Raw genomic sequence first — 18,059 nt, forward strand, 5'->3', positions numbered from 1 at the left:
CCCCCCACTTCAAGGCATATTCCTACGCGTTACTCACCCGTTCGCCACTCGCCACCAGCCTAGCAAGCTAGACCGTGCTGCCGTTCGACTTGCATGTGTTAAGCATGCCGCCAGCGTTCAATCTGAGCCAGGATCAAACTCTTCAGTTCAATTCCTGTGCTAGCTCAAATACTAGCTTCTTCTACTTCTATACGTCTCAAGCACTCATTCTCATCAAAGTGCCCACACAGTTTGTCTTCTCTCTTCTTAATGAACTCTTGCCCTGCCGGCGTGTTGCGTATTCTACTGATTTCATTCTCCCTGTCAAATGATTTTTACGTTTTTTTTCATTGTTTTTTATTTCCTATTCAAATCAAAATCATGTGGAACTTTGTTAGTCCATATTGATTATTTTTTATAAGGGACTTATCCTTTCATTTGGTTTTTTTTAAGGACGTATTATGTTTAGAATCGCTTTATCGTTTATTCTGATTTTATTATTCAGCCCATTATTTGCTACAACTCACTATCATCAATCCAGTTCTCCTTTTCTCTATGCCTTGCGAACAGGCACTGATACCAATGGTCGACCATTGTATTTATGTCGAGCTAAATTATTTAATAGTATTCAACCCGGTAAAACTTGGCCAGGTTATGGTCGTTGTAATGTGCCTTATGGTGGGAAGGAATACATAGTTAGTGAATTTACTCTACCTACTCAGCAAGAGATCGGACATATCAATTGGGAACCTGCTAATGCTCAACCTTTAGTTATAGGTAGGGACACAAATGGAAATCCCTTGTTTGTTTGTCAAGCTAATTTCAATGGAAGTATCCAACCTGGTAAGACTTGGCCTGGTTACTATCATTGCAATATTTCTTATGGTGGCAGGGAAGTCATTACAGATAATTACAGAGTTCTTAGTGCTCAATCTGAGATAATTGTTCGCTCACCTACAACGGGGCGTCGTAACTCTGGTAATACTCATTATCACGACTAGATACTGTTCTTATCCGAGTGTTCATACAACATGAAAGTAAGATCGTATTTATTTTTCTCATCGTGCTGCCTGAACTCACTTCTCAGGCAGTGCCATTCATCTTCTCTTATCTTAGGAAAAAATGCATCTGCATTGAACAGATGATGTATCTTAGTGATGTACAAACGATTTGCGAAGGTTATTGCCTGTTTATAGATTTTCTCCCCGCCAATGATCATAATTTCAGGCGCATCTTGGAGACAAACTAGGGCTTTATCCAGTGAGTCAATAACCAGAGCTCCTGAAATCTTATTCAGTGTCGTGGATAGAATTATATTTTCTCGGCCAGGTAAAGGCTTTCCTATTGATTCAAAGGTTTTCCTTCCCATAATAATAGGCTTGCCCATAGTCGTGCTTTTAAAATATTGAAGATCCGCAGGTAAATGGCATAACAATTGATTATTAAGCCCAATTCCACCAGCTTCATCCAGTGCAGCAATTAAACTAATTATTGGCATTTAGGGTATTCCTATTTAAAGCCATCATTTGCGCAAGCTTAACAGCTGCAATCATACTTCCACAATTTACAATGCCTTTACCAGCTAGCTCTAATGCAGTTCCATGATCTACGGATGTCCGTATAATGGGTAAACCGAGGGTAACATTGACCGCATCATTAAATCCTGCATATTTAATAACAGGTAAACCTTGATCATGGTACATGGCCACATAGGCATCACAAGTAGTATTTTTTTCATTGATAAACAAGGTATCTGCCGGTAAAGGTCCTTTAACATCGATACCCGATTCTTGTAACTGCCTAAGTGCAGGAGAAATAACTTCAATTTCTTCGCGTCCCAAATAACCTGACTCTCCTGCATGCGGATTCAAGCCTGCTACCAATATATGTGGTTTTTTAATGGCAAATTGCTCCTTAAGAGACTGATGTACTTGTTCAATGACTTTCACTATTAAGGGTTTAGTTATTGCTTTGGGTACAGAACTTAGTGGTAAATGGGTAGTTACTAATGCAACCCTCATCTGCTGGCAAGTTAACATCATGACTACCGTTTCAACACCAAAATACTCAGCGAAGAATTCTGTGTGTCCAGTAAATGGAAAACCGCCCTCATTGATGTTTGCTTTATGTACTGGAGCAGTAACCAAGGCGGAAAACTCTTTTGATGCACACAAGGATGCCCCCTTTTTTAAAAGATCCATAACGTATGGTGCATTTTCACTGTTTAGAATGCCTGCTTTAACGGGTTTAGGGCATGGGATTTGATAAACGTTTAAACAACCAGGTTTAATCTTCTGATGACTTCCATTGAGATAATTGTTGAGCGAAATTGTTTGTTTAAGTGTAGCAGCACGTTCACGCAAAACATCAATATCACCTAGAACTACTATGGGGATAGGTAAGTCTGCTAACGCTAAACAAAGATCTGGACCAACTCCTGCTGGTTCACCACTGCTTACAAGCAGTGGCTTCATGCTAAACTCTTATCTAAAATATTCACATAGGCTTGTGAACGTAGATGCTGTTGCCAGTTTTGAACGGCTTCAACAAATTTGCGTTGCTGTAGAAACTGTCTAACTTGCTGTTTTTTGAATGCCTCAGAATCATCCATTTTCTTTCTTGCGATTACTTCAATTAAATGCCACCCATATTGAGTTTTAACTGGCTTACTCACTTGGTGTAAAGGCAAACCATTCATAACTGTCTCAAATTGTGGAACCAATTCTCCAGGTTTAACCCAGCCTAAATCGCCTCCTTTAATTGCACTAGCACCATCTACTGAATACTGTTTAGCCATAAGCGCAAAATCCTTGCCTGACTTTATTTGCTGACTAATATTTTTCAGCTGTTTCAATGTTTCAGATGAAACCATACTCACGTCTGGTTTGAGAAGAATATGTCGTACGTGAGTTAAAGTAACAACATGATTTTGATTACCACCACTCGTGGCAATTAATTTTATGAGTTGAAATCCATTGCCTGTACGAATTGGGCCGACAACTTGCCCCTCCTTCATGTTCACGACTTCTTTAGCAAAAATTTCAGGTAATTCAGCAAGATGGCGATCGCCTAAATCTCCACCCTCTAATGCAAACTCCCCACTTGACTCCTCAATTGCAAGTCGACTGAAATCATCCCCTTGTTTTATTTTCTTTAATAAAGCTTCCGCTTTGAGCTTTGCTTTCTTAAGTTGTTCAGTAGTAGGTTCTTCATTAAGTGGAATAACAATATTTTGTAGGCGATAAGTTAAATTTTCACCACCAATTCGACCTGAAGTTTTTAAATACTGTTCTACTTGTTCATTGGTAACAACAACGTCTTTACCAACCGCTTTTTGTTGCACTTGCCCAATAATCATTTCTTTCCGGATGTTATTTCTATATTCATCCCAGCTCATTCCTTGCGTGCTAATCGCTTCACGTAGTTGCGTCATGTTTAAATGGTTTGTCTCAGCTATTTTCTCTATTGCCTTATTAATCTCTGAGCTCTCAATATTAATCCCATTTTGCTTAGCTAATTGTAATTGCAAATCCACATCAATTAGATGTTGGAGTACCTGTTTACGTAAAACGGTCTCCTCGGGCATCTGAACATTTTGAGCCATAATCTGCTTCTTCGACAGCTCAACTTGTGCATTCAACTCGCTTGAAGTAATAACGCTTTCATTGACGATAGCAACTACTTTATCTAATAATTGCTTGCCTTCAGCAAAACAAGCTCCTGAAAACAATATTAATGTTAATGCTATTCTCTTCAACATGCCTTAATCCTCATTTACGCGTTGTTGGGCAAATTTAGGCCATTATTTATAAAAATACAAGCAACTTTACTAAAGAAGCAGGTGATTTAGCTTTTAATTAGTGTTAATACCGACGGAATGGATCACGGTATCCTGGCAAATAAGTACCTAGTATACCACTAGGATCACTACTAGCTACAGATCCTAAGCCCTTTAATAATAATTGCAAATAGATATTGGTATTGTATTTGGGTTCAAACTCAGCATTTAAACTTTTAAATGTACGTCCCCCAATTACCCTAACTGCCCAGCAACAATTATCATATTGAACGCCAAGCAAAGACATCATACTGTATTTCTTACTTAGATTGTAACTATATGCTCCGACACTGCTCCATTTTTCAGTGAATGGCCAAGTAGCAGCAACAATTGCTTGATGTAAGGAGTTATTTACATTATTTCCATTTCTTACTTGGGTCATATCTCCATTAACAAGGTAACTGTAGCCTCCATTAATAATGGCATTAGGTTTCACTTGATAATGCAGATTTAAATCAGCATTATTTGTGGCTTTTGTTGCAGGATCCCAAACATAATCACCAGTTGCCCCCCAAACTTGATTAAAGTTATAGACCAACCGAGAAGCAACTGGGGAATAACCATAAACAGAGGATAAATTGGCAAATGTATTTGGCGCATCAAGACAAAAGCCAGTTAAGCTTTGACAAAGTTGCACTCGCCTATTTGAAAAATAGTTAATTTGCCCGATAGAAAAATTCGCTCTTTCCGCACCACTTTCATCATCTAACCATCGAGTTGTTAATGCATAACTTAATTGATTTGCATCACCAATGCGGTCAAATCCTGAAAATCGATTCGTTCGAAATAACTGATCCACATTGAAAATCATAAAACCGGAGTCATAGACAGGAATTGCTGTTTGATTTGTGTATGGAACATTCAAATAAAAGAGTCTCGGTTCTAACGTTTGTACATATTTCGTTCCGTATATGGACAAATCTCTCTCAAATATAACGCCTCCATCAACGCTAAATCGCGGAAGCGTTAAATTGTAATCTTGGTTAAAATTCCAACCACTTAGAGACCTATTCACATTATAATAATTCTCTACAAGTTGAACTGAAGGAGTTAGATAGCCCCATGGCGCTATAAATGGAATAGAGAAAATAGGATTAAAGTGAAATCTTGGCCCCTCAGGAGTGGTATTATCATAGAAACTCCAGTTAGCAGGCCAATGAAATTGATCATATTGTCCTAGAATATTTAATGTGGCATTCATGGGTAACTCGTAATAGTAACCACGCGCCATAATTTGGGGTAAGCGTTCATAAACGGGTGAAATTGGAGTTTCATTGATAGGCTCTAGGGTTTGATAGCTTTGTCCCATTCCTCTAAATGTCCAATTTTCGGTTGTGTAAACCAAATCCGCTTGCCTTAGAAGTTGTCTTTGAGTAATTAGAGCCAGATTTGTTCTAAAGTCTTGTAAGTAGTAATCATCTGATACTTGCTGCACATTCACATTAAATCGAAGGTTAGAGCTAAATCGAGTTGACTCTATAACATCGAATTCCCAACGATTTGCTGATGTACCTTGCAAGCTGGGGTATTGCAACTGGTTCGTTTGGACAAATTTCTTAAAAGCCCTATCATCTGGCAAAAAGCTACCATTAACTACTCCATTGCTGTTTGGAGTTAAAAAGCGATACTGGCCTCCCATCATAAATCCGCGTTTTGAATAATAATGCGGAATCAAAGTCATGTCATGATTGGGTGCCAAATTCCAATAGTATGGGAGTCCTAAATCCATCCCACCCACGTTTGAGTACCCGATAAGAGGCATTAAAAAACCAGATTTTCGTTCACGACTTGTCGGGAAACTCAAATAGGGTGAGTAAAATACCGGCCACTCATGAATTCTCAGAGTCGCATTTCTCGCTACGCCCTTAGCTTTCGCTTGATCTAGACTAATCGTATCGGCTTGTATATCCCAAGCTTTATCGCTTGGAGCACAGGTTGTATAAGTAGCACGACTTAAAAAATAATCTTGATTAGCAAAGCGTTTAATTACTCCAGCTCTACCCCATGCTGGAAGTACTGCATTGCTTTTATTGGTGTTAAAGCGATAGATCACATCCTCTACTTCACCCGACTGATTCTGGGGATTCACGATCGCCTTTCTGGCTATCATCATACGATCAGGCTCCAGAAAACGAACATCACCAAGTAGCTCAATTTTAGTGACTTCATTAGTTTTTGGATCTCTATAAACATAGGCCGTTTGCGCATTAACAATACGTTGTCCTTGTTGAACCATTACATGACCTGACAAGGTAGAACGCTGATCTTTATAAAAGGACACTTGATCAGCCAAAATTTTTACTTCGTCGGGATTTGATAATGGAGTAACAACAATCGGTTGATACTCACCCAAACAAAGAGGGGAATTTTGATCAGAAATCCAACCCAAGCATTGTGCAAATTTGGCCCTTATCGCATCGGTTAACTCAACGTCTCTTGCAATAACGCAAGCTTGTATTGGCTCATTGATAATTGAGACTGATTGGGCAAGCGCATTGTAATTTTCAAATTGAAATACCCATACAATCGTGCCAATAATCAATAAAAGCCATTTTTGGGACAGTAGACGATAAATGAACTTAATGATTTTTTGAGGCATAGAGAAATAGAAAATCCTGCGCAGTAAGGCGCTTCTTAACAAAAAACTAATTAGCTTTTTATAAAACGTCATGTTCACAGCGAATAAAATGCCTTATTATTCGGACAATCTATTTTACTCATAGAATTGCACTCTTGAAATAAAAACAGGAATTATATCATGCATGAACGAGAAAGCGCACTGAAAGAGTGGTTAGCCAATACCATTCAAAGCAAAGACTTTGCTATTTCTCCACTTGCAGGCGATGCAAGTTTTAGACGGTATTATCGTATTCAATACAATGGCTTAACCCAAGTTGTCATGGACGCACCGCCTGAGAAGGAAAACATTGAACCATTTATCCATGTTGCGTCAATGTTATCCAAAAATCACATTGAGATACCTGATGTCCTTGCTATCAATAAAGAAAAGGGATTTTTATTGCTTAGAGATTTGGGGGATCAACTGTTATTGCAAAATTTAACACCTGAGACGGTAAATCAATACTACCACCAAGCTATAAATCTACTGCTCAACATGCAACAAATCTCAACTCAGGATAAGCCTTTGCCTGCCTTTGATAAGGCATTTATGGTAAAAGAAATGAATTTATGCATTGAATGGTTTTTAAAAGCTTACCTTAAACTAGAATTATCCCAGAATGAGCTTAGTTTAGTTAACAAGTCAATCGACTGGATTGCTGATGAAGTTGCAAAACAACCTGTTGTTTTTATTCATAGAGATTATCATTCGCGTAACATTATGCTTGTCAATAATCCTAAAGAGGTGTTAGCAATCATTGATTTTCAAGATGCTATGCAGGGTCCCTTAACCTATGATTTAGTTTCATTACTTAAGGATTGTTATATTTCATGGCCCAGAGAAGAAGTGTTAGAGTGGGTTAATTATTTTTATACTTGTTCTTCTCTTGCAACAACATACCCTCAGAATGAATTCATTAAGACATTTGACCTAAGTGGCATTCAACGTCATTTAAAAGTTTTAGGTGTTTTCAGTCGATTACATTTGCGCGACAAGAAACCTGGTTATCTGAAGGATTTACCCTTAACGTTGAACTATTTGTTAGAGTGCGCTGAAACCTACGAAGAGCTACATCCTCTATTTCAGTTCTTCCAAACAAGAGTGTTTTTACCATGAAAACAGCCATGATCTTAGCCGCAGGTAGAGGAGAACGACTGTTACCACTCACTGAAACTGTTCCTAAATGCTTATGTCTAGTCAAAGGCAAGCCATTAATTGAGCACCACATCATCAATTTAGCTCGTGCTGGATTTGAGCGGTTGATAATTAATCACGCCTACCTTGGTGGAAAAATTCGACAATTTGCAGGAAATGGCGAACAATGGGGCGTAGACATTGTCTATTCCCCAGAACCCCCCGGAGGTCTTGAAACAGGAGGAGGGATAGTCAATGCTTTACCATTATTTGCAAATAGGCCATTTATAACAGTCAATGCTGATATCTATACTGACTACGACTTCCTGCAAATTCCATTTGAAACCGTGAATACAGTCCATTTAGTCTTAATACCTAGAAATCCCAAGTTGCTTCATCACGGTGATTTTGGCCTAGAAAGCAATGGTATAGTCTCCAACTGCAGCAATGAATATACCTTTAGCGGAATCGCGGCATATCATCCGAACATTTTCTCACAATGTATGCAAGGTCGTTATTCAGTTGCCCCATTAATAAGATCATATGTAGATCAACACCTGGCAACTGGTAGTCGACATTATGGATTTTGGTTCGACATAGGCTCTATGGATAGATTAGCGGCTGCCAATGCATACTCCTAGCGCCCCCCCCCTGACTGCTGACTTGATGAAACTGTAGCAGCCTCCTCTTGAGTTGGTTGAGCTTCTGTAGGACCGGCTGCGGACTTCTGCTCTTTCAAAGCTGATTTAATTGTTCGTTCTTGTGTTTCCATTGCAACCAATTTTTCACCACGTTGTTCATATAGGGTAAAATCAACAGGAACTCCAGAGCTTTGACAGAAACTTTTCATTCCGGTCGCTTCATCGTTAATTTTTGCCATTAGCTCGCCCAGCTTATCTGGGTCTATAGGTTTGATTTCATTACGTTGCAAGCTTTTCAAATCAACTATCTGACCGTTATGGAACCCATAGTTATTTTTTGCAAACCAATCTTGCATCATTCCATCCATGCTTGCAGTATCCTCATCACTCATTTTTTTACCATTAGAGGTGAAAGCCCTGGAGATCTTACCTTCTTCGTTAATCGCAATAGACATTTTTACATCATTATCACCAAGTGATTCCTTAAGATTCTGAGCGAAAGAAGCCCCTTTATTAGCGATCATATTTTTAACTGGGTCAGTTTCTCTAGGAGTGCCTAAAGCCCATTTTTGATCTTTAACTTGATGCATAAATTCAACTGAGGCAAGATACTCATTAGCAACTTTTATAAGGGAAGCATTTCCTGATATTTCTTTATCTTTATGATTAACTATTTGATCTCTAACATATCTGGCTGCTTCAACCGAGGTTTCCCCCATCTTCATTGCATTAGTTATTTGGTCAGCCTTTACTCGCATATCATTCACTCACTTAACGGGTTTGTATTGCTCATATAATGATTCTAGTATAACAAACCAACATTCAATAGATGAATGCCAGTTTGTCAATATATGTTAAGACTTTGAAAAAATTAGAACAGTGGTGTACTCATCTTGTTAATCACAGAGTCGAAGTTTTTCTTCTTCATTGACTCATAGGTAAATTCATCGACCAAGATAGCATCCCATCGTGCTTCCTCTGTTGTAAGAAGCTGCTGCATTGCCTCTGCTGACAACTCCCCTTTTTCAACTTTTTCTTGTAATTTATCTTTAAATTTACCAAATTTATATCGTTTCAAATCGGATACTTTCTTTGATAATGGCGCTGTACCAATAATAAGCTGCAAAGCATGCTCCATTCTATCGATAGGTTGACTTGGATCCCCGCTTAAAAAAACCATGTTCTTTAAACGCTCACGGTAATGATTGTTTTCCGTCATTAATCGAGCTAGCTTTTGATCCATTTTATCCGATGGGTAATGCATGGTTTGCCCAAAAGGAAAAGCGAGAACTCTTGCCAAGAATCCAATCAATTTAGAAGGAAAATTGCGACATAAGGCAATCATGGATTTTTGTGCATGATACAAGCAATAAGTAACCGCCCAAATTGCATGCGCTTTCTCATCCGGATGCTCTCCATTTAACTGGGCATTTCTTAATGCAGCCATTGCCATGTAAAGATAAGACATACCGTCCGCTAAGCGTGCAGACAAGCGTTCTCTCCTTTTTAAATCCCCTCCCAAATAGATTAATGACAAATCAGATAGCCAAGAATAAGCATGGCTCAGACGTGCAATTTTTCTATACTCTTTTTTCATAGAGCTGTCTGGGGTAGAAATAAATAAACCACCTGTCCAAGCAGAACAGATAGTCTTAGCAAAATTTTGCATGAAATACTGAATATGCTTCCAAATAATTTCTCTGAATGCCTCTTTATTTTCACCAGCTATCGCATAAAACTCATCTCGAATATAAGGATGGCAGGCCATGGAACCCTGTCCAAATATGAGCAAATTGCGGGACATGATGTTTGCTCCCTCAACAGTAATGGATATTGGAAGACTTTGATAGGCATTGTTTAAATAATTACGGGGTCCAACCACTACTGCCCGTCCAGCATGGACATCCATCGCTGCAGTAACCACTACACGGGCTAATTCTGTATTAAAATACTTCGTTATTGCTGAGGCTACTGAGGGCTTTTTATGCTCATTTACGGCAGCAACGGTTAATAACCTTGTGGAATTTATTAGATAATTTAAACCGGCAATCTCAGCTAATTTTTCAGCTATTCCCTCAAATTGTGCAATCTCAACATTAAACTGTCTACGAATTCGTGCGAAAGCGCCTGTTGTAAGATATGAAATAGTGGATGAGCCCGCGCCTAATGCAGGTAATGAAATTGATCGGCCAATCGATAAGCACTCCACGAGCATTTGCCAACCAGAACCCGCTCGCTTTTGACCTCCAATAATGGTATCAATTGGAACAAATATATCCTTTCCACGTAAAGTACCATTCATAAAAGGCTGATCAACGGGAAGATGTCGGTTTCCTATCTCTAGATTCTCACTGTCCCTTGGGATTAATAAGCAAGTAATTCCTTCCTCGCCCACTCCATTTAGCAACCCATCTGGATCTTTTAAATTAACAGCCAAACCAATTAATGTGGCAACTGGAGCTAGAGTAATCCAACGCTTATCTAAAGTGATGCTCAAGCCCAATACTGATTTTCCTTCAATTTTCCTTTTTACAACGATGGCATCCGATTGAATTGAAGTTGCATCACTGCCAGCACCTGGCTCAGTCAGAGCAAAGCAGGGGATCTCAACTCCCTTAGCTAACCTTGGAAGGTAATACGCTTTTTGTTCATCAGTTCCGTAGTAATTGATAAGCTCACCAGGCCCAAGGGAATTAGGCACCATCACGGTGACAGCGGCTACTCCTGACCGACTTGCTATTTTCATCACCACATCAGAATGCGCGCGAGCGGAAAAACCTTTGCCACCAAATTCCTTTGGAATAACTAAGCCAAAAAAACCATTTTCTTTAATGTAATTCCAAACCTTCGGGGGTAAATCACGCTCTTGAGCGATTTCCCATTCGTCTAACATACTACAAAGTGTATGCGTTTCATTGTCTAAAAAATCTTGCTCTTCCTGAGTTAACTCAGTGGCTACGGAAGCTAATCTATGCCAGTCTGGCTTACCAATGAAGATGTCTTGCTCAAGCCAAGTATCTCCTGCGTTGAGAGCTTCCTCTTCCGTCTTTGATAATTTTGGGATGGATTTACCCGATATTTTATACAAAAAATCACTTATAAAGTTTCGCAAAGGCTCAACTCGAAGCACGGCTATAGCGAAAAGGATAGCAACCCACAGGACAATACCCAAAACCCAGGGAAATCCAAAATAAAAAGTAGCTGGGAACAAATAAACAACGCTACCTACTTCCCAAATCACTGAACTAGCGGCGGTGTATAACACAATTAATGTAAACACCAAATAAACTAAAAAGAACAGGATAGCCATATAAGTATCTTCCTTTGCTATTTTAAAGATCTCTTGCTTGTCCAGTTTATTTTGCTTTAAAAGAAGGTGCAAGGGTTTATAAAAAATGTTAGGTTTGCTCAATGGACCAAAGCAAAAGGTATTTTGAAAGATCATGGCAGAACGCTTGATTTGGAATTTTGAGTTTCTTCAACATAAACAAACTCCTCTAATACCACCAGTAACAGATGAGCTCAATGATCTGAAATGGGAAAACCGTTATTTTTGGTCCGCAGACGAAATCATTCATCTAAACACGATAGATCCTGCCCTACTTGACATAACCCACTATCAACAAAAACATAAAGAGGATCATTATTATTTGTTACCTAACAAAAATTTCAACATTAAGCGCAGAAGAGGTGAACTTCTTTATAAACCCATCATTAAACGCTCCGGGCCTATGTTGGGCTTTGGCCCCAAAATAAACCTTGATGGTATCGAAACTTTACCAAACAATAATGATTCAACTATTGATGCATTAAAAAAGATAGTTAGTGCAGTAAAAGCACAAGGAGTAATGATTTTTGTAAAAAAGGATGCTTTTATTTTTAAATTTCCAACAACGCCAACGATTAAACTTGAACTTGCTCGCCTTGAGGTCAATAATAAAGTCTATTTTAGTGTGTGTGTAGAAGGCAGATCCATGCAGTTGGTTAAAACCATCAGTGCTCTTTTGCTTACAAAGCAAAAATCCTGTGGGTATGTTAGCTTTCTAAAATCAATTATAACATGATGATAAAAACGCTGATCGAACTGATCATTAGCTTTGGGAAAATTGGGATTATTTCTCTCGGTGGCGGAAATTCCATGCTTAAACTATTGGAATATGAGGCCATTAACTATCGCCATTGGATTGGCAAAGAAGAGTTTGTGAGCATGTTAGGCACAAGTTTTCTATTCCCCGGCTTAACTGCTGTTAAATTATCCGCCCTGATAGGATATAAGGCAGGTGGACTCGTAGGGATGGTGCTCGCTGTTCTCTGTCTTAACTTACCTGGCCTCATCATGGCATTATTTGGTTATGTATGGCTAGCTTCACATAATGGCCCAATCACTCGCAAGATTATGATTTCTGTTCAATATGGAGCATTAGCCTTATTAGCTGCAGCAACGTATTCTGTTGCACAAGGTGTAGTTGAGTCTTATTACGCATTGCCTTTAGCTATTTGCAGCGCCTTATTTTTTATTGCTTTAGCTTTTTGGAATTTGTCCCCTTTTTATGGGTTTTTAGGCTTTATTGCTGTGTGCTATTTTCTTATCAAATAAGCAGGGGTTGTTAACAATTCGCGAGCTCAGGCCTTTTGGGGCAAAACAGTAGAAATGTTAACAACCCCAAGTGAAGATGGAGTTACCGATGGATACCAGGTTGGATAATCCAGAATATTATATCAATAGAGAGTTTTCTGCGATTGCATTCAATGAACGCGTGCTTATGTTGGCAAATGATGAGCGTGTTCCTTTGCTTGAACGAATGCGTTTTCTGAGTATTTGTAGTAGTAATCTGGATGAGTTTTTTGAAATACGTGTTGCTGGCCTCAAAGAAAAAATCGCTATGTCCTCTGGGAAACTGACTATCGATGGTTTGCGTCCAGAGGAAGTATTCACTCAGATTAGCCATAAGGCTCATGAACTGACTGATGAACTTTATAGTATTTTTAATAAACAGCTGTTGCCCGCTTTACGAAAAGAAAAGATCTTTTTCCTGGATACTCAACAATGGACAGATGATATTCATTTATGGGCAAAACACTATTTCAAACATGAGATATCTCCTGTCATTAGTCCTATTGCTTTAGACCTTGCCCATCCATTACCCAGACTCATCAATAAAAGCTTGAACTTTATTATTACCCTCAGTGGGAAAGATGCCTTTGATCGGAATATTGATTATGCAGTAGTGCATGCTCCAAGATCCATTCCTCGCATGATTCATTTACCCTCTGAGCTCTGTGGAGATGCCCATTATTTTGTTTATTTGTCATCGATCATCAAAACGCATGTTGAAAGTTTATTTCCTGGAATGGAAATCAGTGGTTGTTACTCTTTTAGGCTTACACGCAATAGCGATCTCTTTTTAAGAGAAGAGGAAATTGATGACTTGGCCAAAGCGGTACAAAGAGAAATTTTTTCACGACATTATGGTCACGTTGTAAGACTAGAAATAGAACACAAATGTCCAGAACACATTGTGGATTTTTTATTGCAAAAATACCATCTACGCCATGAAGATACTTATTATTGCGAAGGTCCCGTCAATATAAAAAGATACATGCAGGCAATAGACAGCATTGACAGACCAGATTTAAACTATCCAGCGTTTATACCTCAGTATCCTCACATACTTAAGACACAGCGAAACCTATTTAACGTTCTTGATGAACAAGACGTATTGTTACACCACCCCTACCAAAGTTTTGATTTGGTCATTGATTTTGTAAGACAAGCAGCCGCTGACCCTAATGTATTAGCTATTAGCCAGACTTTGTATAGAACCCATTCAGAATCGGTCATGGTAGATGCTCTGGTTAATGCGGCGCATTCCGGCAAAGAAGTTACAGCGGTCATCGAGTTACGTGCACGTTTTGATGAAGAGTCTAATTTAAAATTAGCCAACCGCTTACATGCTGCAGGTATCTTGGTTCTTTATGGTGTTGTAGGCTACAAAACTCACGCTAAAATGACCTTAGTCATTAGAAGAACTCACGGCAAACTAAAGCGATATGCTCATCTAAGTACAGGAAATTACCATGAGCAAACCGCTAAACGTTACACAGACATAGGATTACTAACTTGTGAACCTACAATCACCTCTGACGCCCAACTGATTTTTCAACAATTAACTGGCTTAGGGAAAGTGGTCAAACTCAAGGCATTAAGCCATTCTCCTTTTACGTTACAGAAAACCATTCTGGAGCTCATAGAACAATGCTCGGATGCTGCCAAAAAAGGATTAGACTCTGAAATTACACTAAAAGTAAATGGATTAACCGATAAAGTGACCATTCAAGCATTGTATAAAGCATCACAAGCTGGAGTAAAAATCACACTGATGGTAAGAGGTGTCTGCTGCTTAAAACCTGGACTACCTGGGGTTTCAGAAAACATACGTGTCCTATCCTTCGTAGGTCGGTTTCTTGAGCATCACCGCGTATTTTATTTCAAAATCAAAGAGGATGAATTCATTTTCTGTTCCAGCGCTGATTTGATGGAAAGAAATTTATACAATCGAATTGAAATTATGTTTCCCATTTATGATGAAGAATGTAAAAAACGCATTAAAAATGAAATCATAAAAAACTTCCTTAAAGACAATTGTAATGCTTGGGAAATGCAAAGCGATGGTTCCTATAAGCCAAGTAGTCATGGTAATTACTCTGCGCAAGAAAAACTTATTGAACAATTCTCGGCCGAAGACAAGACCATATAGAGCGCAAAATGAGTTTAGATAATAAGCGTTTTACTATGCTTTCCAGATTCTTCACGAACTAGCTTTGGTAATAAATAACCAGGAACAAGCTCTTGCAGTTCTTTATAGATGGCTTTTGCTCGCTCAACAGGCAAATCAAAATGTGCTGCACCTTTTACTTTGTCCAGGAGGTGTAAGTAATAAGGTAGGATCCCATAATTAAATAATTTATAACTCAAGGCCATTAATGCATTGGCATCATCATTGATATCAGCCAATAAAACAGTTTGGTTCAGCAAATAACAACCAACAGCTTTTAGATCCTCACAAGCAGTTAGGACAGTTTCATCAAGCTCTTGTTCGTGATTGCAGTGCAAAACAATTACTTTTTTTAGTTTTGTAGCCGCGAGTAATGATAGAAAATCAGCATCAATCCGCTCAGGAAGAACAATAGGAACGCGAGTATGAACTCTTAGAATTTCAACATGGGGTATTTGCTGCAATTGCTCTATGAGCTCTCTCAGGACAATATCAGCAGCAAGCAATGGATCACCCCCACTTAATATCACTTCCTTAATCGTCTGATCTTTCGCAATATAATCACAAATATCCTGCCAACCTTTGCGTCCAGGATTATTTTCTTGATAAGGGAAATGCCTTCGAAAGCAAAACCTACAATTAACCGCGCAAGTACCGGTCAAAGTTAACAATACTCGTCCATAGTATTTATGCAATAAACCACTTAACGCCGTTGGAACCTCTTTTAAAGGGTCATCAACATAGCCTGTTGTGTCATCCATTTCAGCTTTTGTGGCAAGTACCTGCAGTAATAAAGGATCACAGGGGTTCTTCTTTTGCATGCGCCTTGCAAATCCCAATGGAACACGACTTGGAAACTGTTTTTCAGCCAGTGACTCATCGCATGTTTGAGGCAATTCTAAGAAACTCAGCAAATCACTTGCTGTATTGAAGCCTTGCGCTAATATTTTCTGCCAACTCAATAGGGTATCTCGCAATAATCAGTCAGAATTGATAAACTGTGCGAACTTTAACTAAAATACAGCAAAATCTCAACTGTGGAGCAATAATGGCAAACTATGGCAGTAATGAATTAAAAAATGGCTTAAAAATAATGGTTGATGATGCCCCTTGTAATATTCTCGAGTGTGAATTTGTAAAACCTGGAAAGGGCCAAGCCTTTACACGTATTAAAATACGTAATTTGAAAACAGGTCGCGTTGTAGAAAGAACCCTAAAATCGAACGAAACCCTCCCTTCCGCAGATGTTGCTGATGTGGAAATGCAATATTTATACAGTGATGGAGAGCAGTGGCATTTCATGGTTCCAGAAACTTTTGAGCAATATGCTGTGTCTAAAGCTGTTCTTGCAGACGCGGAGCAATGGCTTAAGGAACAAGACATTTGCATCCTAACCTTATGGAATAATGAACCCATTCAAGTCACACCGCCTACTTTTGTTGTATTAAGTATTACTGAAACTGATCCAGGATTAAAAGGCGACACCTCAGGTGGTGGCGGTAAACCAGCTACTTTAGAGACAGGGGCGGTAGTGCGTGTTCCTTTGTTTGTTCAAACAGGCGAGCTTATCAAAGTAGATACCCGTAAGGGAGAATACGTTTCACGTGCAAAAGAATAATTGATTATACAATAGGTGTTGAGTCTTGATTGGACTCAACACCGCAATAGAAGTAATTTCAATAAGTATCCGTGTCACCGCCCCAATATCCGTAAGGACCAACGTAGGAGGTGCTGTAGTAGTAATTGTTTCCCCAGTATGGCCTATTACCGTAATAGCCTACTGAGTAGACATAGTCATTGCTGTAACCTGAATCATAAACTGTGTCGAACCCAACTACATCAACTCCACATCCAGATAAGAAAAGCGATAGACCGACAAAAAATCCCGCCCCAATTAAACGTCTCACAATAGCTTCCTTGTCAAGTTATTGTAATTAAAGTATATGATATGATTATTGAATACTCAAATTGACAGCATAGAAATCAACAAGTACAGGTAACGACATCCTGTCTCCTGAGCCGCAACTGATTTTCACTACGGAGACTTATGTAGAGCTTTAGGTTTCCTACTCTCTGTAGGCTTACACACCACCCTCCAACACGATCCCCCAAACTGAGATTACTTACTGGTTCAGTCAGGATTAATCGTTACCTATATGTAATAATAATAGACCACCATAACGCATGTTGGCAAATTTTTGCACAAATCGACTTGGCCTATTTGCCCCCCCTGGCCAGATGATTTGCAGAGGCCTGTACAGTTGGCATTACTATCATTTGTTCTATAGTTACATGTTGAGGTCTTGTTAGGCAAAAGAGCACTGCATCTGCAATATCATTAGCCAATAGCGGTTGAAAATCTTTGTAAAAATCCTTTGCTCTTTGCTTATCTTTCCAACGAACTTCGCTAAACTCTGTTTCTACAGCTCCAGGTGCAATTTCGGTCACTCTAACTAAGCTCCCTAACATATCCAATCGCATGGATTTTGAAATTGCATGTACTGCGTGCTTCGTCGCTGAATACACATTTCCATTGGGGTAGCACTCAAGTCCTGCAATAGAACCTATATTTACCACATGCCCCTCGTTTCTTTGGACCATCATTGGAAGGACATAACGACTTACATACAATAATCCCTTTATGTTTGTATCAATCATGGTATCCCAATGTTCTTCGATTCCATTAAACAGCGGTAAAGTATCTAATGCTAATCCTGCATTATTGATTAAGACATCAATTTGTTTTAGTTCATCGGGCAAGGAATCAAGCTGTTGCTTTACTTCAGTTTTGGAGCGAACATCTAGCGGTAAAACATAATGTTGAGAGTTGTGCTCTTTTAATAAGTCCTCTGCTAAGTGGTTTAATTTTTCTTCACGTCGACCAGATATTATCAGTCTGGCCCCATGTTCAGAAAGTAGTTTTGCACAGGCCCAACCAATTCCACTTGAAGCCCCAGTGATTAAAATGATTTTGTTTTTTAATGAATTATTTTGCATTTTTAGCCCATTATTCGAATCTGGAAATATCATACATTAAGGACATCATTAAAGTAAGTGACTACTCCCCATCT

Annotated in this window: 16 protein-coding genes; 7 read left to right on the top strand and 9 right to left on the bottom strand. The window is 39.0% G+C overall.

All coding sequences use genetic code 11. The features are described from left to right. Window positions 1–440: 440 nt before the first annotated feature. Complete coding sequence (locus Lwal_RS07315) at window positions 441–980, top strand: DUF3421 domain-containing protein (RefSeq protein WP_058480164.1); 540 nt, start codon at window positions 441–443, stop codon at window positions 978–980. Here the strand turns inward: Lwal_RS07315 and Lwal_RS07320 are convergent. The 4 genes from Lwal_RS07320 to Lwal_RS07335 form a co-directional block, all read right to left on the bottom strand. Beyond that, a complete protein-coding gene (locus Lwal_RS07320; protein ID WP_058480165.1) occupies window positions 977–1,477 on the bottom strand; it encodes a dihydrofolate reductase in 501 nt (166 codons plus the stop codon). The genes Lwal_RS07315 and Lwal_RS07320 overlap by 4 nt on opposite strands. Next, entirely contained in the window at window positions 1,464–2,453 is a 990-nt protein-coding gene (gene pdxA, locus Lwal_RS07325; RefSeq protein ID WP_058480166.1) for a 4-hydroxythreonine-4-phosphate dehydrogenase PdxA, read from the bottom strand. The genes Lwal_RS07320 and pdxA overlap by 14 nt, the downstream gene beginning before the upstream one ends. After that, a complete protein-coding gene (locus Lwal_RS07330; RefSeq protein ID WP_058480167.1) occupies window positions 2,450–3,739 on the bottom strand; it encodes a peptidylprolyl isomerase in 1,290 nt (429 codons plus the stop codon). The genes pdxA and Lwal_RS07330 overlap by 4 nt, the downstream gene beginning before the upstream one ends. A 103-nt stretch (window positions 3,740–3,842) precedes the next feature. Beyond that, window positions 3,843–6,488, bottom strand: coding sequence for an LPS-assembly protein LptD (locus tag Lwal_RS07335; RefSeq protein WP_083500056.1), 2,646 nt, complete (start codon window positions 6,486–6,488; stop codon window positions 3,843–3,845). Between the two features lie 87 nt (window positions 6,489–6,575). Between Lwal_RS07335 and Lwal_RS07340 the strand changes: the two genes are divergently transcribed. Together Lwal_RS07340 and Lwal_RS07345 are read left to right on the top strand one after the other, a co-directional pair. Next, the gene (locus Lwal_RS07340) at window positions 6,576–7,553 is read left to right on the top strand and encodes an aminoglycoside phosphotransferase family protein (RefSeq protein ID WP_058480168.1); all 978 of its coding nucleotides are present in this window, start codon (window positions 6,576–6,578) and stop codon (window positions 7,551–7,553) included. Continuing rightward, window positions 7,550–8,212: a nucleotidyltransferase family protein gene (locus Lwal_RS07345; protein ID WP_058480169.1), complete on the top strand. Its 663-nt coding sequence runs from the start codon at window positions 7,550–7,552 to the stop codon at window positions 8,210–8,212. The genes Lwal_RS07340 and Lwal_RS07345 overlap by 4 nt, the downstream gene beginning before the upstream one ends. On the opposite strand, the gene Lwal_RS07350 is transcribed toward Lwal_RS07345, so the two are convergent. After that, window positions 8,209–8,970, bottom strand: a complete 762-nt coding sequence (locus tag Lwal_RS07350; protein WP_058480170.1) for a hypothetical protein — start codon at window positions 8,968–8,970, stop codon at window positions 8,209–8,211. The two genes, Lwal_RS07345 and Lwal_RS07350, sit on opposite strands and share 4 nt — an antisense overlap. Window positions 8,971–9,083: 113 nt before the next feature. After that, on the bottom strand, window positions 9,084–11,522 hold the full coding sequence (locus tag Lwal_RS07355; protein ID WP_058480222.1) for an acyl-CoA dehydrogenase: 2,439 nt from the start codon (window positions 11,520–11,522) through the stop codon (window positions 9,084–9,086). A 133-nt stretch (window positions 11,523–11,655) separates the two neighbouring features. On the opposite strand from Lwal_RS07355, the gene Lwal_RS07360 reads away from it, so the two are divergent. From Lwal_RS07360 to ppk1, 3 genes are all read left to right on the top strand, one after another. After that, entirely contained in the window at window positions 11,656–12,276 is a 621-nt protein-coding gene (locus Lwal_RS07360; RefSeq protein ID WP_058480171.1) for a hypothetical protein, read from the top strand. Then, complete coding sequence (locus Lwal_RS07365) at window positions 12,276–12,809, top strand: chromate transporter (RefSeq protein WP_058480223.1); 534 nt, start codon at window positions 12,276–12,278, stop codon at window positions 12,807–12,809. The genes Lwal_RS07360 and Lwal_RS07365 overlap by 1 nt, the downstream gene beginning before the upstream one ends. Before the next feature lie 88 nt (window positions 12,810–12,897). Then, a complete protein-coding gene (gene ppk1 / locus Lwal_RS07370; protein ID WP_193787217.1) occupies window positions 12,898–14,970 on the top strand; it encodes a polyphosphate kinase 1 in 2,073 nt (690 codons plus the stop codon). 14 nt (window positions 14,971–14,984) lie between these two features. On the opposite strand, the gene epmB is transcribed toward ppk1, so the two are convergent. Further along, on the bottom strand, window positions 14,985–15,965 hold the full coding sequence (epmB, locus tag Lwal_RS07375) for an EF-P beta-lysylation protein EpmB (protein ID WP_058480173.1): 981 nt from the start codon (window positions 15,963–15,965) through the stop codon (window positions 14,985–14,987). Window positions 15,966–16,036: 71 nt separating this feature from the next. Between epmB and efp the strand changes: the two genes are divergently transcribed. Further along, complete coding sequence (efp, locus tag Lwal_RS07380; protein WP_058480174.1) at window positions 16,037–16,606, top strand: elongation factor P; 570 nt, start codon at window positions 16,037–16,039, stop codon at window positions 16,604–16,606. Between the two features lie 58 nt (window positions 16,607–16,664). Here efp and Lwal_RS17025 read toward each other — a convergent pair whose 3' ends face one another. Continuing rightward, the gene (locus Lwal_RS17025) at window positions 16,665–16,895 is read right to left on the bottom strand and encodes a hypothetical protein (RefSeq protein WP_083500057.1); all 231 of its coding nucleotides are present in this window, start codon (window positions 16,893–16,895) and stop codon (window positions 16,665–16,667) included. Between the two features lie 310 nt (window positions 16,896–17,205). Further along, window positions 17,206–17,985, bottom strand: a complete 780-nt coding sequence (locus Lwal_RS07385; RefSeq protein WP_058480224.1) for an SDR family NAD(P)-dependent oxidoreductase — start codon at window positions 17,983–17,985, stop codon at window positions 17,206–17,208. Between the last annotated feature and the right edge of the window lie 74 nt (window positions 17,986–18,059).

It is taken from the genome of Legionella waltersii (genome assembly GCF_001468085.1).
GTDB classification, from domain to species: Bacteria; Pseudomonadota; Gammaproteobacteria; order Legionellales; family Legionellaceae; genus Legionella; species Legionella waltersii.